At 61.5% G+C, this 15,056-nt stretch carries 14 protein-coding genes and 1 other RNA gene; 9 read left to right on the forward strand and 6 right to left on the reverse strand.

All coding sequences use genetic code 11. The annotated features are described in order from the left end of the window. The first annotated feature begins 41 nt into the window (after positions 1-41). Positions 42-4,232, forward strand: coding sequence for an FG-GAP-like repeat-containing protein (locus Q390_RS19125; protein WP_156949880.1), 4,191 nt, complete (start codon positions 42-44; stop codon positions 4,230-4,232). Positions 4,233-4,316: 84 nt separating this feature from the next. On the opposite strand, the gene Q390_RS0110045 is transcribed toward Q390_RS19125, so the two are convergent. Both Q390_RS0110045 and Q390_RS0110050 read right to left on the reverse strand, forming a co-directional pair. Then, a complete protein-coding gene (locus Q390_RS0110045; protein ID WP_027995941.1) occupies positions 4,317-4,697 on the reverse strand; it encodes a type II toxin-antitoxin system VapC family toxin in 381 nt (126 codons plus the stop codon). Next, positions 4,694-4,900, reverse strand: coding sequence for a type II toxin-antitoxin system VapB family antitoxin (locus Q390_RS0110050; protein ID WP_027995942.1), 207 nt, complete (start codon positions 4,898-4,900; stop codon positions 4,694-4,696). The genes Q390_RS0110045 and Q390_RS0110050 overlap by 4 nt, the downstream gene beginning before the upstream one ends. A gap of 259 nt (positions 4,901-5,159) precedes the next feature. Between Q390_RS0110050 and plsY the strand changes: the two genes are divergently transcribed. Further along, on the forward strand, positions 5,160-5,867 hold the full coding sequence (gene plsY, locus Q390_RS18165; RefSeq protein WP_051603170.1) for a glycerol-3-phosphate 1-O-acyltransferase PlsY: 708 nt from the start codon (positions 5,160-5,162) through the stop codon (positions 5,865-5,867). A gap of 61 nt (positions 5,868-5,928) precedes the next feature. Here plsY and ffs read toward each other — a convergent pair. Further along, positions 5,929-6,025: signal recognition particle sRNA small type (ffs, locus tag Q390_RS19515), an RNA gene on the reverse strand. Between the two features lie 48 nt (positions 6,026-6,073). Continuing rightward, on the reverse strand, positions 6,074-6,628 hold the full coding sequence (locus Q390_RS0110060) for a cytochrome b (RefSeq protein WP_027995943.1): 555 nt from the start codon (positions 6,626-6,628) through the stop codon (positions 6,074-6,076). A gap of 104 nt (positions 6,629-6,732) precedes the next feature. Here Q390_RS0110060 and dnaX point away from each other — a divergent pair, with 104 nt between their 5' ends. From dnaX to Q390_RS0110085, 5 genes are all read left to right on the forward strand, one after another. Next, positions 6,733-8,592, forward strand: a complete 1,860-nt coding sequence (dnaX, locus tag Q390_RS0110065; protein ID WP_027995944.1) for a DNA polymerase III subunit gamma/tau — start codon at positions 6,733-6,735, stop codon at positions 8,590-8,592. A gap of 58 nt (positions 8,593-8,650) precedes the next feature. Then, positions 8,651-8,983, forward strand: coding sequence for a YbaB/EbfC family nucleoid-associated protein (locus Q390_RS0110070; protein WP_027995945.1), 333 nt, complete (start codon positions 8,651-8,653; stop codon positions 8,981-8,983). Between the two features lie 36 nt (positions 8,984-9,019). Next, positions 9,020-9,610, forward strand: a complete 591-nt coding sequence (recR, locus tag Q390_RS0110075) for a recombination mediator RecR (RefSeq protein WP_027995946.1) — start codon at positions 9,020-9,022, stop codon at positions 9,608-9,610. 86 nt (positions 9,611-9,696) lie between these two features. Next, a complete protein-coding gene (locus Q390_RS0110080) occupies positions 9,697-10,104 on the forward strand; it encodes an MAPEG family protein (protein ID WP_027995947.1) in 408 nt (135 codons plus the stop codon). Positions 10,105-10,214: 110 nt separating this feature from the next. Beyond that, on the forward strand, positions 10,215-11,279 hold the full coding sequence (locus Q390_RS0110085) for an ABC transporter substrate-binding protein (RefSeq protein WP_027995948.1): 1,065 nt from the start codon (positions 10,215-10,217) through the stop codon (positions 11,277-11,279). A 44-nt stretch (positions 11,280-11,323) separates the two neighbouring features. On the opposite strand, the gene Q390_RS0110090 is transcribed toward Q390_RS0110085, so the two are convergent. Then, on the reverse strand, positions 11,324-12,943 hold the full coding sequence (locus Q390_RS0110090) for a transglycosylase SLT domain-containing protein (RefSeq protein WP_027995949.1): 1,620 nt from the start codon (positions 12,941-12,943) through the stop codon (positions 11,324-11,326). After that, positions 12,943-13,716: a hydroxyacylglutathione hydrolase gene (gene gloB, locus Q390_RS0110095; RefSeq protein WP_027995950.1), complete on the reverse strand. Its 774-nt coding sequence runs from the start codon at positions 13,714-13,716 to the stop codon at positions 12,943-12,945. The genes Q390_RS0110090 and gloB overlap by 1 nt, the downstream gene beginning before the upstream one ends. Here gloB and Q390_RS0110100 point away from each other — a divergent pair. Both Q390_RS0110100 and rnhA read left to right on the forward strand, forming a co-directional pair. Beyond that, a complete protein-coding gene (locus Q390_RS0110100; RefSeq protein WP_027995951.1) occupies positions 13,715-14,500 on the forward strand; it encodes a class I SAM-dependent methyltransferase in 786 nt (261 codons plus the stop codon). The genes gloB and Q390_RS0110100 overlap by 2 nt on opposite strands. Further along, the gene (rnhA, locus tag Q390_RS0110105; RefSeq protein ID WP_027995952.1) at positions 14,501-14,950 is read left to right on the forward strand and encodes a ribonuclease HI; all 450 of its coding nucleotides are present in this window, start codon (positions 14,501-14,503) and stop codon (positions 14,948-14,950) included. The last annotated feature ends 106 nt before the right edge of the window (positions 14,951-15,056 follow it).

Here is a 15,056-nt window from a genome sequence, read left to right on the forward strand (position 1 = left end):
TGCTAGTGAATTTCAATCCGTCACCACAAGCACTGCAGACCATGACAAATCCCACCATCACTTTCCCGATCAATCTCTCGTTTGCCGCCAAGGCCAATTACGCCACGGACGCCGGCCCGCGTTCCATCACCAGCGCCGATGTGAATGGCGACGGCAAGGCCGACTTGATCGTTGTAAACGGCGTCAGCGACACGGTGTCGGTGCTGATAAACAATGGCACGGGCACGTTTGCCGCCAAGACCGATTACGCTACGGGCTCCGTCCCTTCTTCCGTCACCAGCGCCGATGTGAATGGTGACAGCAAGGCCGACCTGATCGTGGCAAACTACGGCAGCAGTAAGGTATCGGTGCTGACAGGCAGCGGCGACGGGACGTTTACCGGCAAGACCGATTACGCTACGGGCCTCTACCCTTATTCCGTCACCAGCGCCGATGTGAATGGCGACAGCAAGGCCGACCTGATCGTTGCAAACTACTACGGCGACACCGTGTCGGTGCTGAAAGGTAACGGCGATGGCACGTTTGCCGCCAAGACCGATTACGCCACGGGCACCGAGCCTCATTCCGTCACCAGTGTCGATGTGAATGGCGACGGCAAAGCCGACCTGATTGTTGCAAACGGCGTCAGCAACACGGTGTCGGTGCTGATAAACAATGGCACGGGCACGTTTGCCACCAAGACCGATTACGCCACGGGCAACGCCCCTTATTCTGTCACTAGTGGCGATGTGAATGGCGACGGCAAAGCCGATCTGATCGTTGCAAACTCCAGCAGCAACACCGTGTCGGTGCTGATAAACAATGGCACGGGCACATTTGCTGCCAAGACCGATTACGCCACGGGCAAAAGCCCTTATTCCGTCACCAGCGCCGATGTGAATGGTGACAGCAAGGCGGATCTGATCGTTGCAAACTACGGCAGCAACACGTTGTCGGTGCTGATGAATACCAGCGGCCCCATCGCCACCGCCTTCACCGAACAAACCGCCATTGCAGCCAGCAGCAGCATTCTTATCAGTGACGCAGATGGCGACGCGGACTGGGAGGGCGGCAGCCTGAAGGTGCAAATCACCGCCAACAACGAAGCCGCCGACAGCCTGCGCCTGCCCACCGCCAATCCCGGCGGTAGCGCTATCTGGCTCGACACCAGCGACAACAAGGTTATGGCCGGCACCACCCAGATTGGCGTCGCAGACACCGCCTTTGTGGACAACGGTGCAGTCTGGACTTTGACCTTTAACACCAGCGCCACCAATGCCTTGGTGCAGGCGAGCGCACAGGCGGTGCAATTCAACAACAGCAGCGACACGCCCGGCACCGGCGCACGCACGGTCACCTTCACCGCCACCGATAAAAATCTCGGCGCAGTCAGTGGGAACCAAATCATCACAGTGACTGCGGTCAACGATGCGCCCACCGGTCTGCCCACCTTCACCGGCACCGCCGCTCAAGGCCAAACTCTCACCGCTAGCACCAGCGGCATCAGCGACGTGGACAACGCGACGCCCACCAGTTTGGGCACCGTCAGTTATCAATGGCAGGTGTCTAGCAATGGTTTAAACAACTGGGTCAACATTGCCACCAGCGCCACCAGCAGTACCTTCGCCTTGACGGCGCTCGAAACCAGCAAGTATGTGCGGGTGAAGATCAGCTATATCGATGATGGCAGCACGATCGAGACGCTGTACAGCGCGGCATCAGCCCAGATCACCAACGGCCCCAGCGTCAGCAGCATCGTGCTCGCTAATGCGGCAGCGGCTGATACCAACGCCGCATCGGTCAGCTACACCGTCACCTTCAACGAATCGGTCACGGGCGTGGATGCCAGCGACTTTGCCTTGACGGCAGGTGGCACCGCTGCGGGTACCATCGCCAGCGTGACCGGCAGTGGCACTACTTACACCGTCACAGCCAACACCGTCAGCGGCGATGGCACGCTGCGTCTGGACTTAAACAGCTCAGACACCGGCATTGTGAACGGCAGTAGCGTGGCAATTACCTCGGGTTTCACCGCAGGCCAGAGTTACACAGTAGACCACACCGCGCCCACCATCACTATCGGATCAATAGCACTCAGCGCAGACACAGGAACGATTTCAAGCGACTTCATCACCAAAACGGCCAGCCAAACCATCACCGCCACCCTGAGTGGTGCACCCGCTGGCACCGACATCGTTTGGGGCTCGGTCGATGGCGGGACGAACTGGATCGACATCACCAACAAAGTCACCGGCACGGCTTTGAGCTGGGATGGAGTCACACTCACGGGCAGCAGCACCCTCCAACTCAAGGTGACGGATGCAGCAGGCAACGACGGCGCGGTGGCCAGCCAAGCCTACGCACTGGATACCACCGCGCCCATCCTCACCTCTTCCAGCCCCGCCGACGATGCCACTGGCGTGAGCATTGCCAACAATCTCACGCTGACCTTCTCAGAAGCCTTGGCCAGCAATTCAGGCGTGATTGAGTTGCACAAAAGCAGCGATGGCTCGTTGGTTGAGAGCTTCACCCTGAGCAGCAGCAATGTCGCTGGTGCCGTGGTCACGCTCAACCCTGCTGCCGATTTGGCTTACTCCACCGGCTACTACCTCAAGACAAGTGTGGTTGCGCCGAGCTTGCCAAACATCGCGTACGGCCAGAGCCCAAATCAAAATATCAAAGACTTGGCAGGTAACGCGTATGCAGGCATCAGTGACGCCATCACCCTGAACTTCACCACGGCAGCCCCTGAAACCCCAGGTGGCGGCGATGGCGGCGGCGATACCGGTGGCGGTAGCACTAGCGGCGGCGATGACCAAGACGGCGTCGATGCCAGCGTTGAAGACTCCGTTCCAGGCCTGCAGCCCACCAATGGCGGCACTGCTGTCGCCGGCGATGGCAATGGCGATGGCATCAAAGACAGCGACCAAGCCGCCGTCACCTCACTCACTTTCTTAAAAACCGACACCAGCGTCAGCAATCCCGGCAACGCCCCCAAGGTGTTCGTCACCCTGGTGGCCGACGCCAAAGACGGCCAGGTCAACGCTGGCAGCAAAGCCGTCATCACCTCCATTGCCCAAAAGGATGCCCCGGCCAATCTACCCGAAGGCGCCAAACTGCCCCTGGGGTTGTTTGACTTCACCGCCAAAGCCGCTGCCCCCGGCAGCACTGAGAACTTCAGCATCTTTATTGACGGCGACATCACCGTCAACGGCTACTGGAAGGAAGTGCATAGCGGAGCCAGCGCCGGCACTTGGGTCAATTTGGCCGACGCCGCTTACGGCGGCAAAATCGTCACTGAGCAGGGCAAGACGCGCTTGGACTTCAGCATCCAGGATGGCGGCATATTTGACGACGATGGCAAGGCCGATGGCACCATCAGCGACCCCGGTGGCCCCGGCTTTATGGTGCAGGCTGCTGCTCCCACTTGCCCGTTTGACCCGTTCCGCATCGATGCCGACAAAGACGGCATGACCGACGCTGTTGAGCTGCTGCGCGGCTCCAGCAGTGCTGTTAAAAACAACGACGTTTTTAGCCATAACGACTTGTTTGTGGACCAGCTCTACCGTGACTTTTTGGGTCGCGAAGGCTATGGCGATGCCGGTAGTGCCTACTGGCTCAACGCCATGACAACTGGGGTAATGAGCCGTGCCGATGTATTGACCTCCGTCCTGAGCAGCCCCGAATTTGACAGCCACGCCGGGGCCGTAATTCGGCTGTACCACGCTGCACTGGGGCGCAGCCCCGAGCTGTGCGGCTACAACTACTGGCTGGGCCAGGCCAATGCGGGGGTGAACACCTCGGAGATGGGGCGCAACTTCTTAGCTTCGGCAGAGTTTGCTACCCAGCAAGCGGGGCTCGATAACGCGGGCTTTGTCGACTTGATGTACCACAACGTGCTCCAGCGCGCCCCCGAGGCCGCAGGGCGTGCCTTCTGGCTTGACCAACTGCAAACGGGCAAAACCGATCGCGGCGGGATGCTCTACAGCGTGGTGCAATCGCAGGAATTCAAGGCGGCGATGGTTGACGATGTGGCGGTGGATATTTTGTACTTGGGCCTGCTGAACCGCACCGCCAGTAGCGCAGAAACGGCCTACTGGATGGGCCAGTACAACAAATACGCCGACCCGACAGCGTTCTTGCAAGCGGCCAGTGCGGCTACCACTGAATACCATGATCGCTTGATGCCCGCCGATGGCAGCACCCATGCTGCTGTGCTGGTGGGCGTGCTAGATGAGCAGGCTGCGGGTTAAAACTGCCTCTGAGCCAATCACAGCAAGCGCTAGAAGCTACAAAACTGCTAGCATTGCTGTATTGGTGATAATGTCTAACAGGGCTCAGGAGTGGAGCGCGGGACGGTAGGCATGGTTAAGTTCTGCCGCGACGCTCTCCAAGCGTTTATCTGCCGTCCAGAGCAGCGTTTCCTCGCTCAAAAGCGTAGAAGCCAGCAGGCTTATATCTACCAAACCACATCCACGACCATACAGGTTGCGGCGCTCGATCAATTCCAGCAGCTCATCGGAGGTGGCCAAGCGCGTGCTTTCCAGTTCTGCCAACATGGCGATCAGGGCGCGCTGATGGGGTGGCATGCCGCAGGCAATTTCCATCACCACGTAGGGATGGCAGACCACCCTGTAGCTTTCCAGCAAAGCTACTAGATGTTCGTTGCGTTGCTTGAAGTGGCCCACCCATACCGAGGTATCGACCAGCACGTTCATAAATTTGGCTCTTCTTCGCGTCGCCGCGGGGCGAGCTCTACGTCAGGCGCTTGCCCGCCCAAGACCGCCAAGCGGTGGGCTGTTGGGCGGTGAATGAATGCTTTGACGCATTCCTGAATCAGCTCGGATTTTTCAACTCCCGGCTCGGCCAGTGCCACGGCTTTAGCAAAAAGTTGGTCATCTATCGTCAGTGTGGTTCGCATGATGGGCTATCGGTATCAAACGTAACATCTTTTTTCATCAAAATACACGCAAAGCTTTGTGTGATGAGAACCTGACCCTAAATATTTTTCCAGCTCAATGTCAATATAGGTAACCGCACGCACCTTGCTAAGGAGGTTTTGCAGAGTTTCCTTGGCGCACTACGTTGAAGTTCAGGTTCTCGGATCTACCCGGCTGGCAGAATGGCGCCGCATCAGGCCGGAAATCGCTGCGCTTGTCTAAAAATGGGGAGAGTTTTTCGTGCCTGTTGTTTATTCTGCTTTGGCAGTGATTGCTGCCTATCTGCTGGGCTCGCTGTCGTTTGCCGTGATCGTCAGCCGTGCCATGGGATTGAGCGACCCGCGCACTTTTGGCAGTAAAAATCCGGGCGCCACCAACGTGCTGCGCTCGGGCAGCAAGGCGGCTGCCGTGCTGACCTTGTTGCTGGACGCCGCCAAAGGTTGGCTGGCAGTGGTGCTGGTGCGCTGGTTTGGCGCCCCCTATGGATTAGAAGAAGGCACGCAGGCAATGGTGGGGCTGGCGGCGTTTGTCGGCCACCTGTGGCCAGTGTTCTTTCGCTTTGAAGGCGGCAAGGGCGTGGCAACGGCGCTGGGTGTGCTGCTGGGCATCAGCGGCTGGCTCGGGCTGGCGACAGCGGCCACTTGGTTGATCGTGGCGTTCTTGTTCCGCTATTCGTCACTGGCCGCGCTGGTGGCTGCCGTATTTGCGCCGGCGTTCTATGTAATGGCTGCGGGGCCCCTCTGGTATGAAGAACGCAGCATCACCGCCGCCATCGTCGTTATGGCCGCTTTGCTGCTGTGGCGCCACAAGGAGAATATTTTGCGGCTGATCCAGGGCAAGGAATCGCGCCTGGGACAGGGCAAGAAAGCCGGCGCTGCATCGGCTGCTGCGGCGCCTGCACCGCTGGCACACACGCCAAAGAAAACCAAAAAACGCGTGCGCAGTTGAGCCGCCTATAGCGCCAAAAACAAAAAAGGGTGTCTTTAGACACCCTTTTTGTTTTGAATAAGTTGACGAGCCTTACCCCCGGCACTGGCTCCACAGTTAGGGCTGCTTGGTTCCCCACCTGACCCGGTTGGCCGCTTCACCATGCGGGGAGGCCCGTCAGCGCGCATTGTATGCCATGGTGTGCAGGCGCAAAAAATGCCCTGACTTCAGCCCCGCCCCGGCAACATGCGTAGCAAAGTGTTGTCGTGCTGAAAGTAATGGTGTACCAGCGCCGCGGCACTGTGCAGGGCCACCAGTCCATAGCCCACGGTGGCGCCGGTCTCGTGGATTTCCTTGAACCAGAGCGCGGTGTCGCGGCTGGCGGTCAGGGGCAGCAGCGGCATGTGCAGGCCCCACAGCAGCGTCACCGGCTTGCCACTGGCGCTCAGCACCAGCCAGCCCAGCACTGGCAGCGCCACCATCAGCGCATACAGCGCCCATTGCACCCAGTGGCTGAAAGTCGCTTGCCAAGCCGGTAGAGCGGGCGTGATCGGCGGTGTCGTGCTCAGGGCGCGTGCCAGCAGGCGCAGCCACACCAAGATAAAAATGCTGGTGCCGAGCATGAAATGCACCGTCTTGAGCCACTCGCGTTCGGCGCTGCCTTTGGGGTAGATGTCTTTGAACTCGATGGCAGCGACGGCGGCGACCAGCAGCACCGCCATCAACCAGTGCAGGGTGATGGACCCAGGGCTGAAGTGCCGCGTGTTCTGGTGTGTGGTCATTTTTTGTTCCTGAAAATGGCTCAGGATAGCCCCTGCTAGCTGAACCAGACCTGAATAGGGCGCGTGCCTGCTGCTCCAGCGTTAGCCACATAGAATCACCCCCCATGTCTTATCTCGTGCTGGCCCGCAAATACCGTCCGCAAAATTTCACCGAAATGGTGGGGCAGGAGCACGTCGTGCAGGCCTTGAGCAATGCCCTGACGCAGCAGCGCCTGCACCATGCCTATTTGTTCACCGGCACGCGCGGCGTCGGTAAGACCACGGTGTCGCGCATTCTGGCCAAGTCGCTCAACTGCCAGGGTGCGGACGGCCAGGGCGGCATCACCGCTACGCCTTGCGGTGTCTGCCAAGCCTGCCGCGATATCGACAGCGGGCGTTTTGTCGATTACACCGAGTTGGACGCGGCCTCGAACCGGGGTGTGGACGAGGTACAAAGCCTACTGGAGCAGGCGGTTTACAAGCCGGTACAGGGGCGCTTCAAGGTCTTCATGATCGACGAAGTGCACATGCTGACCAACACCGCGTTCAACGCCATGCTGAAAACGCTGGAAGAGCCACCCGCATATCTGAAATTCGTCCTCGCCACCACCGACCCGCAAAAAGTGCCGGCTACCGTGCTCAGCCGCTGCCTGCAGTTCAATTTGCGCCCGATGGCACCGCAGACCGTACTGGAGCACCTGACGCATGTGTTGGCGCAAGAGAACGTCCCTGCCGATGTGCAAGCGCTGCGCCTGCTGGCGCGTGCTGCGCGTGGTTCGATGCGCGATGCGCTGTCGCTCACCGATCAGGCGATTGCTTTTGGCAGTGGCCAGATCGAAGAAGTCGCTGTGCGCCTGATGCTGGGCAGCGTGGACCGCTCGTATGTGTTTCAGCTGATCGACGCGCTGGCGCGGGGCGATGGCAAAACGCTGGTGGATACGGTGGATGTGTTGCGCGTCAACGGCCTGTCGGGTGCGTCCACGTTGGAAGACATGAGCGCCGTGCTGCAACGCATGGCGGTGCTGCAAGCGGTGCCGCAGCGCGCCGCCGTGGTCGATGCCAGCGACCCCGATGCCGCCGAGGTGGCCCGCCTTGCCGCCTTGCTGCCGGCAGATGAAACGCAGTTGCTCTACAGCATCTGCCTGCATGGACGCGGCGAACTGGGCTTGGCCCCCGATGAATATTCGGCCCTGACCATGGTGTTGTTGCGCCTGCTGGCGTTCAAGCCCGCAGGCCCAGTGGCTGGAGTGGCCGAAGCGGCTGAAAAAAAAACACTGAAAACGGCTGAGACCGCGCCAGCAGCAGCCGCACCGGTCTCTGCGCCAGCGCCAGCGCCGGCACCTGCGGCACCTGTCACCGGGGTGGCGCCCGTGCCTGCTGCGCCAGTGCGTACAGGAGTTGCCCCCACAATGGTTTCTGTTGTGCCTGCTGTGGTAGCAGAAATTGAAGAAAAAGCGCCTGCAACGCCTGTTTTTCCTGCGGTTCAAGCTATTGAATCAGTAGCTATTGAAACGCCGCAGCCACACGCACCGCCCCAGATCAACGCTGCCAACGCAGCAGCAGCACACGGCGACACGCCCACGGCGGAAGGCGATGTCTGGCACGGTGTGGTCCAGGCACTGGCCGCCAGCGAGGCGATTACGGCCTTGGTGCGCGAGTTGGCTTTGCAATCGCAATTGATGGCGCGCCACGCCGACCACTGGTTGCTGCGCGTTGAGCGCGAGTCGCTTAACCAACCGACGGCACGCGAGCGCTTGCGCACCGCGCTGGAGGCGGCGGGCCACACAGCGCAGATCCAAATTGAGATCGGGCCGGTCACTGACAGCCCGGCGCGGCGCAATGCGGTGGTCGAAAAGGAACGCCAGCGCAGGGCACATGAGACCGTCATGAACGACCCGTTTGTCCAGGCCATGGTGCAGGCGCACGACGCTAAAGTGGTGCCCGGCAGCATTAAGCCACCGCCTTTGCAAGCCTTGCCCCGCTGAATACGGGCAGAGATTTTGATATTTCCTATTTTTTCTTCTCCCACACGAAAGGTGACACATGTTCAATAAAGGACAACTCTCTGGTCTCATGAAGCAGGCCCAGGCCATGCAGGACAACCTGAAAAAGGCGCAGGACGAGCTGGCCACCATCGAGGTCGAAGGCGAATCCGGCGCCGGTCTGGTCAAGGTGCTGATGACCTGCAAGCACGACGTCAAGCGCGTCACCATCGACCCCAGCTTGCTGGCCGAAGACAAAGACATGCTGGAAGACCTGGTCGCCGCCGCTTTCAATGCCGCCGTGCGCAAGGCCGAGGAAACCTCCTCGGACAAGATGGGCAAGATCACCGCGGGCATGCCCGGTCTGCCCGGCGGCATGAAATTTCCGTTCTGATTTTTCTCCACGGCACTTTCAGACCGAGCCCTCGCCATGTCCAGCACCGATTCGCTTGACGCCCTGATCCAGGCGCTCAAGCGCTTGCCGGGGGTCGGCGTCAAATCGGCGGCGCGCATGGCGTTCCATTTGCTGCAGCGCGACCGCGAAGGCGCGCTGGTGCTGGCGCAGGCGCTGGCGCGGGCGGTGGACACCATGCAGCACTGCGCGCGCTGCCATACCTTTACCGAGGGCACGGTGTGCGCTGTGTGCCTGGACCCTGAGCGCGACGCGACCCGCCTGTGCGTGGTGGAAACCCCGGCCGACCAATCGGCGCTGGAGCGCACCAGCGCGTTTGACGGTCTGTACTTTGTGCTGATGGGGCGCATCAGCCCGCTCGACGGCATCGGGCCGCACGATATTGGGCTGAAAAAACTCTTGGAGCGTGCCTGTGATGGCGTGGTGCAAGAAGTGATTCTGGCCACCAACTTCACCGCCGAGGGTGAAACGACGGCGCATATCGTCAGCGAAGCCCTGAAAAGCCGGGGTTTGCGCGTGACGCGCCTGGCGCGTGGTGTGCCGGTGGGCAGCGAGCTGGAGTACGTCGATCTCGGCACCATTGCCCACGCGCTGGCGGACCGGCGCTAGTCGGTATTAAATATTTTTTGATAGCTTGAAGCGCTTATCTGGTAAGTGCTAGAGGCATAAAACACTGTCAATAAAGGACTGGGGCCATGGCACATTTCACGATCGCTTACGGGACTATTCTGGTGGCGGCGTTGCTGCCCATCGTCTGCGCCGGGCTGGCCAAGCGCGGTGGCTTTGGCCAGTCGCCCAAGGACGGCGGTTACGACAACCACAACCCACGTGCCTGGCTGGCGCACCAGGACGAGCGCAGTGCGCGCGCCAATGCGGCGCAGGCCAACAGCTTTGAAGCGCTGCCTTTTTTTATTGGCGCGGTGATCATGGCGCACCAACTGGGTGCGTCGCAGACGCTGCTGGACGGGCTGGCTGTTGCGTTCATCGCGCTGCGGGTGGTTTACATCGCCTTGTATGTGGCCGACCGGGCTGCGGCGCGCAGCATGGTCTGGGCGGTGGCGTTGCTGCTGAACATCGCGATTTTCTTCATCGGTTTTCGCTGACCAAGAGAACCTCCTTTTGGGCTACGTAAAAACACCTCAGGGAATGCACCGAGTGCGGTGCGGTGCAAGCTGCGGCACTATTGCTGCACTGCATCATTTCGTGTCGTCCCGTGCTCTCTTTGTTCTCTGCTTCTTTAACTCGTCGCCACGCCCTGGGGGCTGTGGGGGTGCTGGGCGCCCTGGCCGCGCCAGGCATGTGGGCGGCCTTGCCGGCCAGCGCGCCCGGGCGCGTCACGCTGGCCGTGGGCGCGCGCGCGGTGTTTGCGTTTCGTCACCTGCCGCTGACCATTGCCGAGCAGCTTGATTTTTTTGCCGCTGAGGGACTGCAGGTAACGCTGCAGCCCTACGCCAGCGATGCCTTGGCGCTGCAGGCCATGCGCGACGGGGTGGCCGATGTCTGTGCGCTTGATTTCGAGCAACTGCTGCGCCAGCCCGAGACCAGCGCCGGTACTGCGCGCTGCTTTGTCGTGCAGGGCCGGGCGGCGCAGGTGGCGTTGGGAGTTTCGTTGCGCTCCTTGCCGCGTTTCAAAACGCTGGCCGATGTGCGTGGTCGCAAGGTAGGGATTTGCGCACTGGGCACGCAGTCGCACACCGTGGCCTGCCTGGCGCTGGCGCAGGCCGGTTTGACGCCAGCGGACGTGACTTTTGTGGTGGTCGGTGAGGATGCCCAGGCGGCTGACGCCTTGCGCACTGGGCGCGTGCAGGCGCTGTGCCATGGCGATCCGCTGATGACGCAGCTGGAGCACCAGGGCGAAGTGCGCATCGTTGGGGATGCACGTACCTTGAGCGGTGCCCAAGCGCTGTTTGGCGACAGCGTGCCGGGGGGCTGTCTGGTGGCGCCGGTGGCTTTTTTACAGCAGCGTGCCCCGCAGGCGCAGGCTTTGGCCAATGCCGTCGTACATGCGCTCAAGTGGTTGCAGACGGCCGGCCCGGCAGACCTGGTCAAGGCGCTGCCGGCCAGCAGTTGGGGACAGAAGCGCAGTGTCTATCTGGCGGCGTTTGCGCGGGGGCGCGAAACCCTCTCGCCCGACGGCACGATGCCCAGCAACGGCCCGGCAACGGCCTTGCGGGCGCTGGCGCTGGCCGCACCCGAGGCGGTGTTGGCGCGGATCGATGCCGGACGCACCTTCACCCCTGAATTCGCACGCAAGGCCAAGCTCAAGTTCAGTGCCTGAAGTGCGCCGCCGCAAGCGGGGCGCGTTGACCGCGCCCGCTGGGGTCAGCGTTTGGCGACTTTTTTCGGTGTGCCGCCGCGGCTGCTGGTCTGGGTTGTGCGCTGCGCGGCACGGGCGGTCTTCTGGGGAGCTGATTTTTTGTCAACGCTCTTGTTTTTATGAGTGGCCTTGGCCTGGCGCCCGCGCCCGCTGGTGCTGTCGGTGTCCTTGGCCTGGTGGATACGTCCTCCCGCGTTGCCGGTCTTGACTTGCAGGGGCAGGAACAGCACCACCTGCTGGCCGGCCTTGAAGGCCGCGGCCGTCTTGGTGTTGTTCCAGTCGGCAATGCTGTTGGCGCTGAGGTGGTAGCGGCGTGCCATGCTGGCAACGCTGTCGCGCTTGCCGGCGCGCACGGTGGTACGACGGGTGATGATTTCAGGCGTCAGGGCCATCTGGCCGGTGTCGGCCACATGCTCGGTCACATCCTGGTGTATGGCGGTCGAGCGCGGCACGATCAGCGCGGAGCCGGCCTTGATCAACATGCGCGGCGGAATGTTGTTGACGCTGCGCAGGTCGCTCTCACCCATGCCTACGCGCTGGGCCACTTCTGCCACGCTCATGGTGCTGGGCAGCGTCCAGACCGTCCAACTGGCGTATTGGTTTTCCTTGTGCGCCAACAGGTTGCGCTCGAATACCTGGGCGTTGTCCCAGGGCAGCAGAATTTGCGGCGTGCCGGCCGCCAGAATGACCGGTTTGTGCAGCGAGGGGTTGAGCGCCTTGAAGTCGGACACCTGCACATCCGCCAATTTGGCGGCCAGGGTCACGTCGATGTCGCGGCCGATGTCCACCGTCTGAAAGTACGGGTGGTTTTCAATCAGCGGCAGTTCGGCACGGAAGGCGCCAGGGTCGGCCACGATATTTTTTACTGCTTGCAACTTGGGCACGTACAGGCGCGTTTCGGCCGGCAAGTTCAAGTCGGTGTAACGGATGCCCAGGCCGGCTTTTTGGTTGCGTGCAATGGCGCGGCTGACGCTGCCCTCACCCCAGTTGTAGGCGGCCAACGCCAAGTGCCAGTCGCCAAACATGCGGTGCAGTTTTTGCAGATAGTCCAGCGCCGCGCGGGTGGAGGCCAGCACGTCGCGCCGGTCGTCGCGAAAGGCGTTCTGCTTGAGGTCGAAATAATTGCCGGTGGCCGGCATGAACTGCCACATGCCGGCGGCTTTGGCGCTGGAGACGGCTTGCGGGTTGAAGGCGCTCTCAATGTAGGGCAGCAGCGCCAGTTCGGTCGGCATGTTGCGCCGCTCGAGTTCTTCGACAATGTGGAACAGGTATTTGCTGGAGCGCTCGGTCATGCGCTGGATGTAGTCGGGCCGGGTGGCGTACCACTGCTCGCGGTCCTGCACCAGGTCTTGCTCCAGGTCAGGCATGGCAAAGCCGCGGCGAATGCGCTCCCACAGATCGGCCGGTGGCGACAGCGAGACCACCTGGCCGCTGGAGGCCTGCGCCGCCGTGATCGGGCGCAAGGCCACCTGCGGCGTGCTGGAGGTGAAGTAAGGCTCTTTTTTCTGTTCGCTTGTCAGCGGGCTGGAGGGATCATCCGTGCTGGCTGCGGGGATGGAGCCATTGGTGGCGCAACCGGTGAGCCACAACATGCCCGTCAAGCAGGCAACATGCAAAATTTTCATCAGAACTCGTTTTTCCATTCACGCAACGCCGCAAATACAGTGACAGCGTCGGTGGGGTCGATAGAAGGATCGAAACCGCGTGCAGCCTCGATGACGGCGGCGACGTGGGTGCGCAAGAAAGGGTTGATTTGCCGTTCCAGCGCGATCGTCGATGGCAAAGTGGGCTGCTGCTGGGCGCGCAGGCGCTCACACAACGCGCTGTGGTGGAGTAGGGCGGCGTTGTCAGGTTCCACCGCCCGGGCAAATTTCAGGTTGGAGAGGGTGTATTCGTGGGCGCAGCAAACCTGGGTCTCGGCTGGCAGTGCGGCCAGCGCCTGCAGGGAGGTGAGCATTTGCGCTGGTGTGCCTTCAAAAACACGCCCGCAGCCGCCAGAAAACAGCGTATCGCCGCAAAACAGCAGCGGCGCACCGTCTGCGGGCGTGCCGTAATAGGCGATATGGCCGGCGGTGTGGCCGGGAATGTCGAGCACGCGCAGCGACAAACCCAGGACTTGAATCTGGTCATCCTGCTGCAAGGGCACAAACGGCTGTGGGATACGCTCGCGCGCTGGCCCGTAAATGACAGCGCCGCTGGCCTGGCGCAGGGCCGCTACGCCGCCAATATGGTCGGCGTGGTGGTGCGTGACTAGAATCGCTTGGAGTGTGACGCCGAGCCGGTCCAGTGCCTGAAACACGGGATCTGCAGCGCCCGGGTCCACCACGATGGCAGCATGTCCATCGTGCAGCATCCACACGTAGTTGTCAGAAAAGGCAGGCAGTGGCAACAGATTCATGAGCGCTCAAAATACAAGTTTGCACCATTGGTTTGATTCTCCGCCGGGTCGCTACCTGCTGGAGTGGGAGCAGGCACGTTTTGACGAAGCCGTAGCTGACGTTTTTGGCTATTACAGCCTGCAGCTGGGGATGCCGATGTTACCGGGCTTGCGCGCCAACCGGATGCCGCACCGCTGGCTGGCGCTAGGCGAAGGCCACGATGCACCGCTGCAAGCCCCGTCGCCGTGGTCACCGCACCTGCTGGCACACGCGGTGGCGCTGCCGTTTGCCGATAACAGCCTGGATCTGCTGGTGCTGCCGCACACGCTGGAACTGAGCCATGACCCGCACACTGCCCTGCGCGAGGCCGCCCGGGTGCTGGTGCCTGAGGGACGGGTGGTCATCAGTGGTCTGAACCCGGCCAGCCTGTGGGGGCTGCGCCAGCAGTGCGCCCGTCTGCAGCAGCGCGGGGCCAGCGCCGAGCTGTATTTACCCGAGCGCGGGCCGCTGATTGCGCCGTGGCGCTTGCGCGACTGGCTGCGGCTGCTCAATTTTGAGGTCGAAGAAGCCCGCTTTGGCTGCTACCGCCCCGCCGTGCGCACCGACCAATGGCTGCAGCGCTGGGCCTGGATGGACCGCGTGGGCGAGCGCTTTTGGCCGATACTCGGGGCCGCCTATTTTGTCGTCGCCATCAAGCGGGTGCATGGACTGCATCTGCTCAAGCCGGCTTGGCAGACAGCGGCACCGCGCGCGAGTGCGGCCGCCCCGGTCACCAGTTTTAATTCCCCGAGACAGGACCTGTGAGTGAATGAAGTTGTGATTTATACCGACGGTGCCTGCAAGGGCAACCCCGGCCCCGGTGGCTGGGGCGTGCTGCTGCGCTCCGGCGCTACCGAAAAAGAACTGTGCGGTGGCGAGTTGGACACCACCAACAACCGTATGGAGTTGACCGCTGTGATCGAGGCGTTGGTGGCCCTGAAACGCCCCTGCGCCGTCACTTTGTTCCTGGACAGCGAATACGTTCGCAAGGGCATTACCGAATGGATCCACGGCTGGAAAGCGCGTGGCTGGCGCACGGCGGCCAAGCAGCCAGTGAAGAACGTCGAGCTGTGGCAACGCCTGGATGCGCTGGTTAGCAGCGGCGGGCACCGCATTGACTGGCGCTGGGTCAAGGGCCATTCGGGCGATCCCGGCAACGAGCGCGCCGATGAGCTGGCCAACCGCGGCGTGGAGATGGCCCTAGGGCGTGCCTGAAAATGTGAGCTGGTAGCGCTTGATTTACAATGCTTTCAGGGTCTTTTGATGCTGAAGTTCAATGAATACAAGCGCTAGTAGCTATTTTTTTAATAGTAATTATTAG

Origin of the sequence: Simplicispira psychrophila DSM 11588, assembly GCF_000688255.1 — a bacterium.
In the GTDB taxonomy this organism is placed as follows: Bacteria; Pseudomonadota; Gammaproteobacteria; order Burkholderiales; family Burkholderiaceae_C; genus Simplicispira; species Simplicispira psychrophila.

Bases quoted from the DNA above. Each gene is read 5' to 3' on its own strand.
- Q390_RS0110060 (WP_027995943.1), bottom strand. From the start codon at position 6,628: ATGACCACACACCAGAACACGCGGCACTTCAGCCCTGGGTCCATCACC.
- Q390_RS0110050 (WP_027995942.1), bottom strand. From the start codon at position 4,900: ATGCGAACCACACTGACGATAGATGACCAACTTTTTGCTAAAGCCGTG.
- Q390_RS0110070 (WP_027995945.1), top strand. From the start codon at position 8,651: ATGTTCAATAAAGGACAACTCTCTGGTCTCATGAAGCAGGCCCAGGCC.
- Q390_RS0110045 (WP_027995941.1), bottom strand. From the start codon at position 4,697: ATGAACGTGCTGGTCGATACCTCGGTATGGGTGGGCCACTTCAAGCAA.
- gloB (WP_027995950.1), bottom strand. From the start codon at position 13,716: ATGAATCTGTTGCCACTGCCTGCCTTTTCTGACAACTACGTGTGGATG.
- Q390_RS19125 (WP_156949880.1), top strand. From the start codon at position 42: ATGACAAATCCCACCATCACTTTCCCGATCAATCTCTCGTTTGCCGCC.
- Q390_RS0110080 (WP_027995947.1), top strand. From the start codon at position 9,697: ATGGCACATTTCACGATCGCTTACGGGACTATTCTGGTGGCGGCGTTG.
- Q390_RS0110100 (WP_027995951.1), top strand. From the start codon at position 13,715: ATGAGCGCTCAAAATACAAGTTTGCACCATTGGTTTGATTCTCCGCCG.
- recR (WP_027995946.1), top strand. From the start codon at position 9,020: ATGTCCAGCACCGATTCGCTTGACGCCCTGATCCAGGCGCTCAAGCGC.
- Q390_RS0110090 (WP_027995949.1), bottom strand. From the start codon at position 12,943: ATGAAAATTTTGCATGTTGCCTGCTTGACGGGCATGTTGTGGCTCACC.
- dnaX (WP_027995944.1), top strand. From the start codon at position 6,733: ATGTCTTATCTCGTGCTGGCCCGCAAATACCGTCCGCAAAATTTCACC.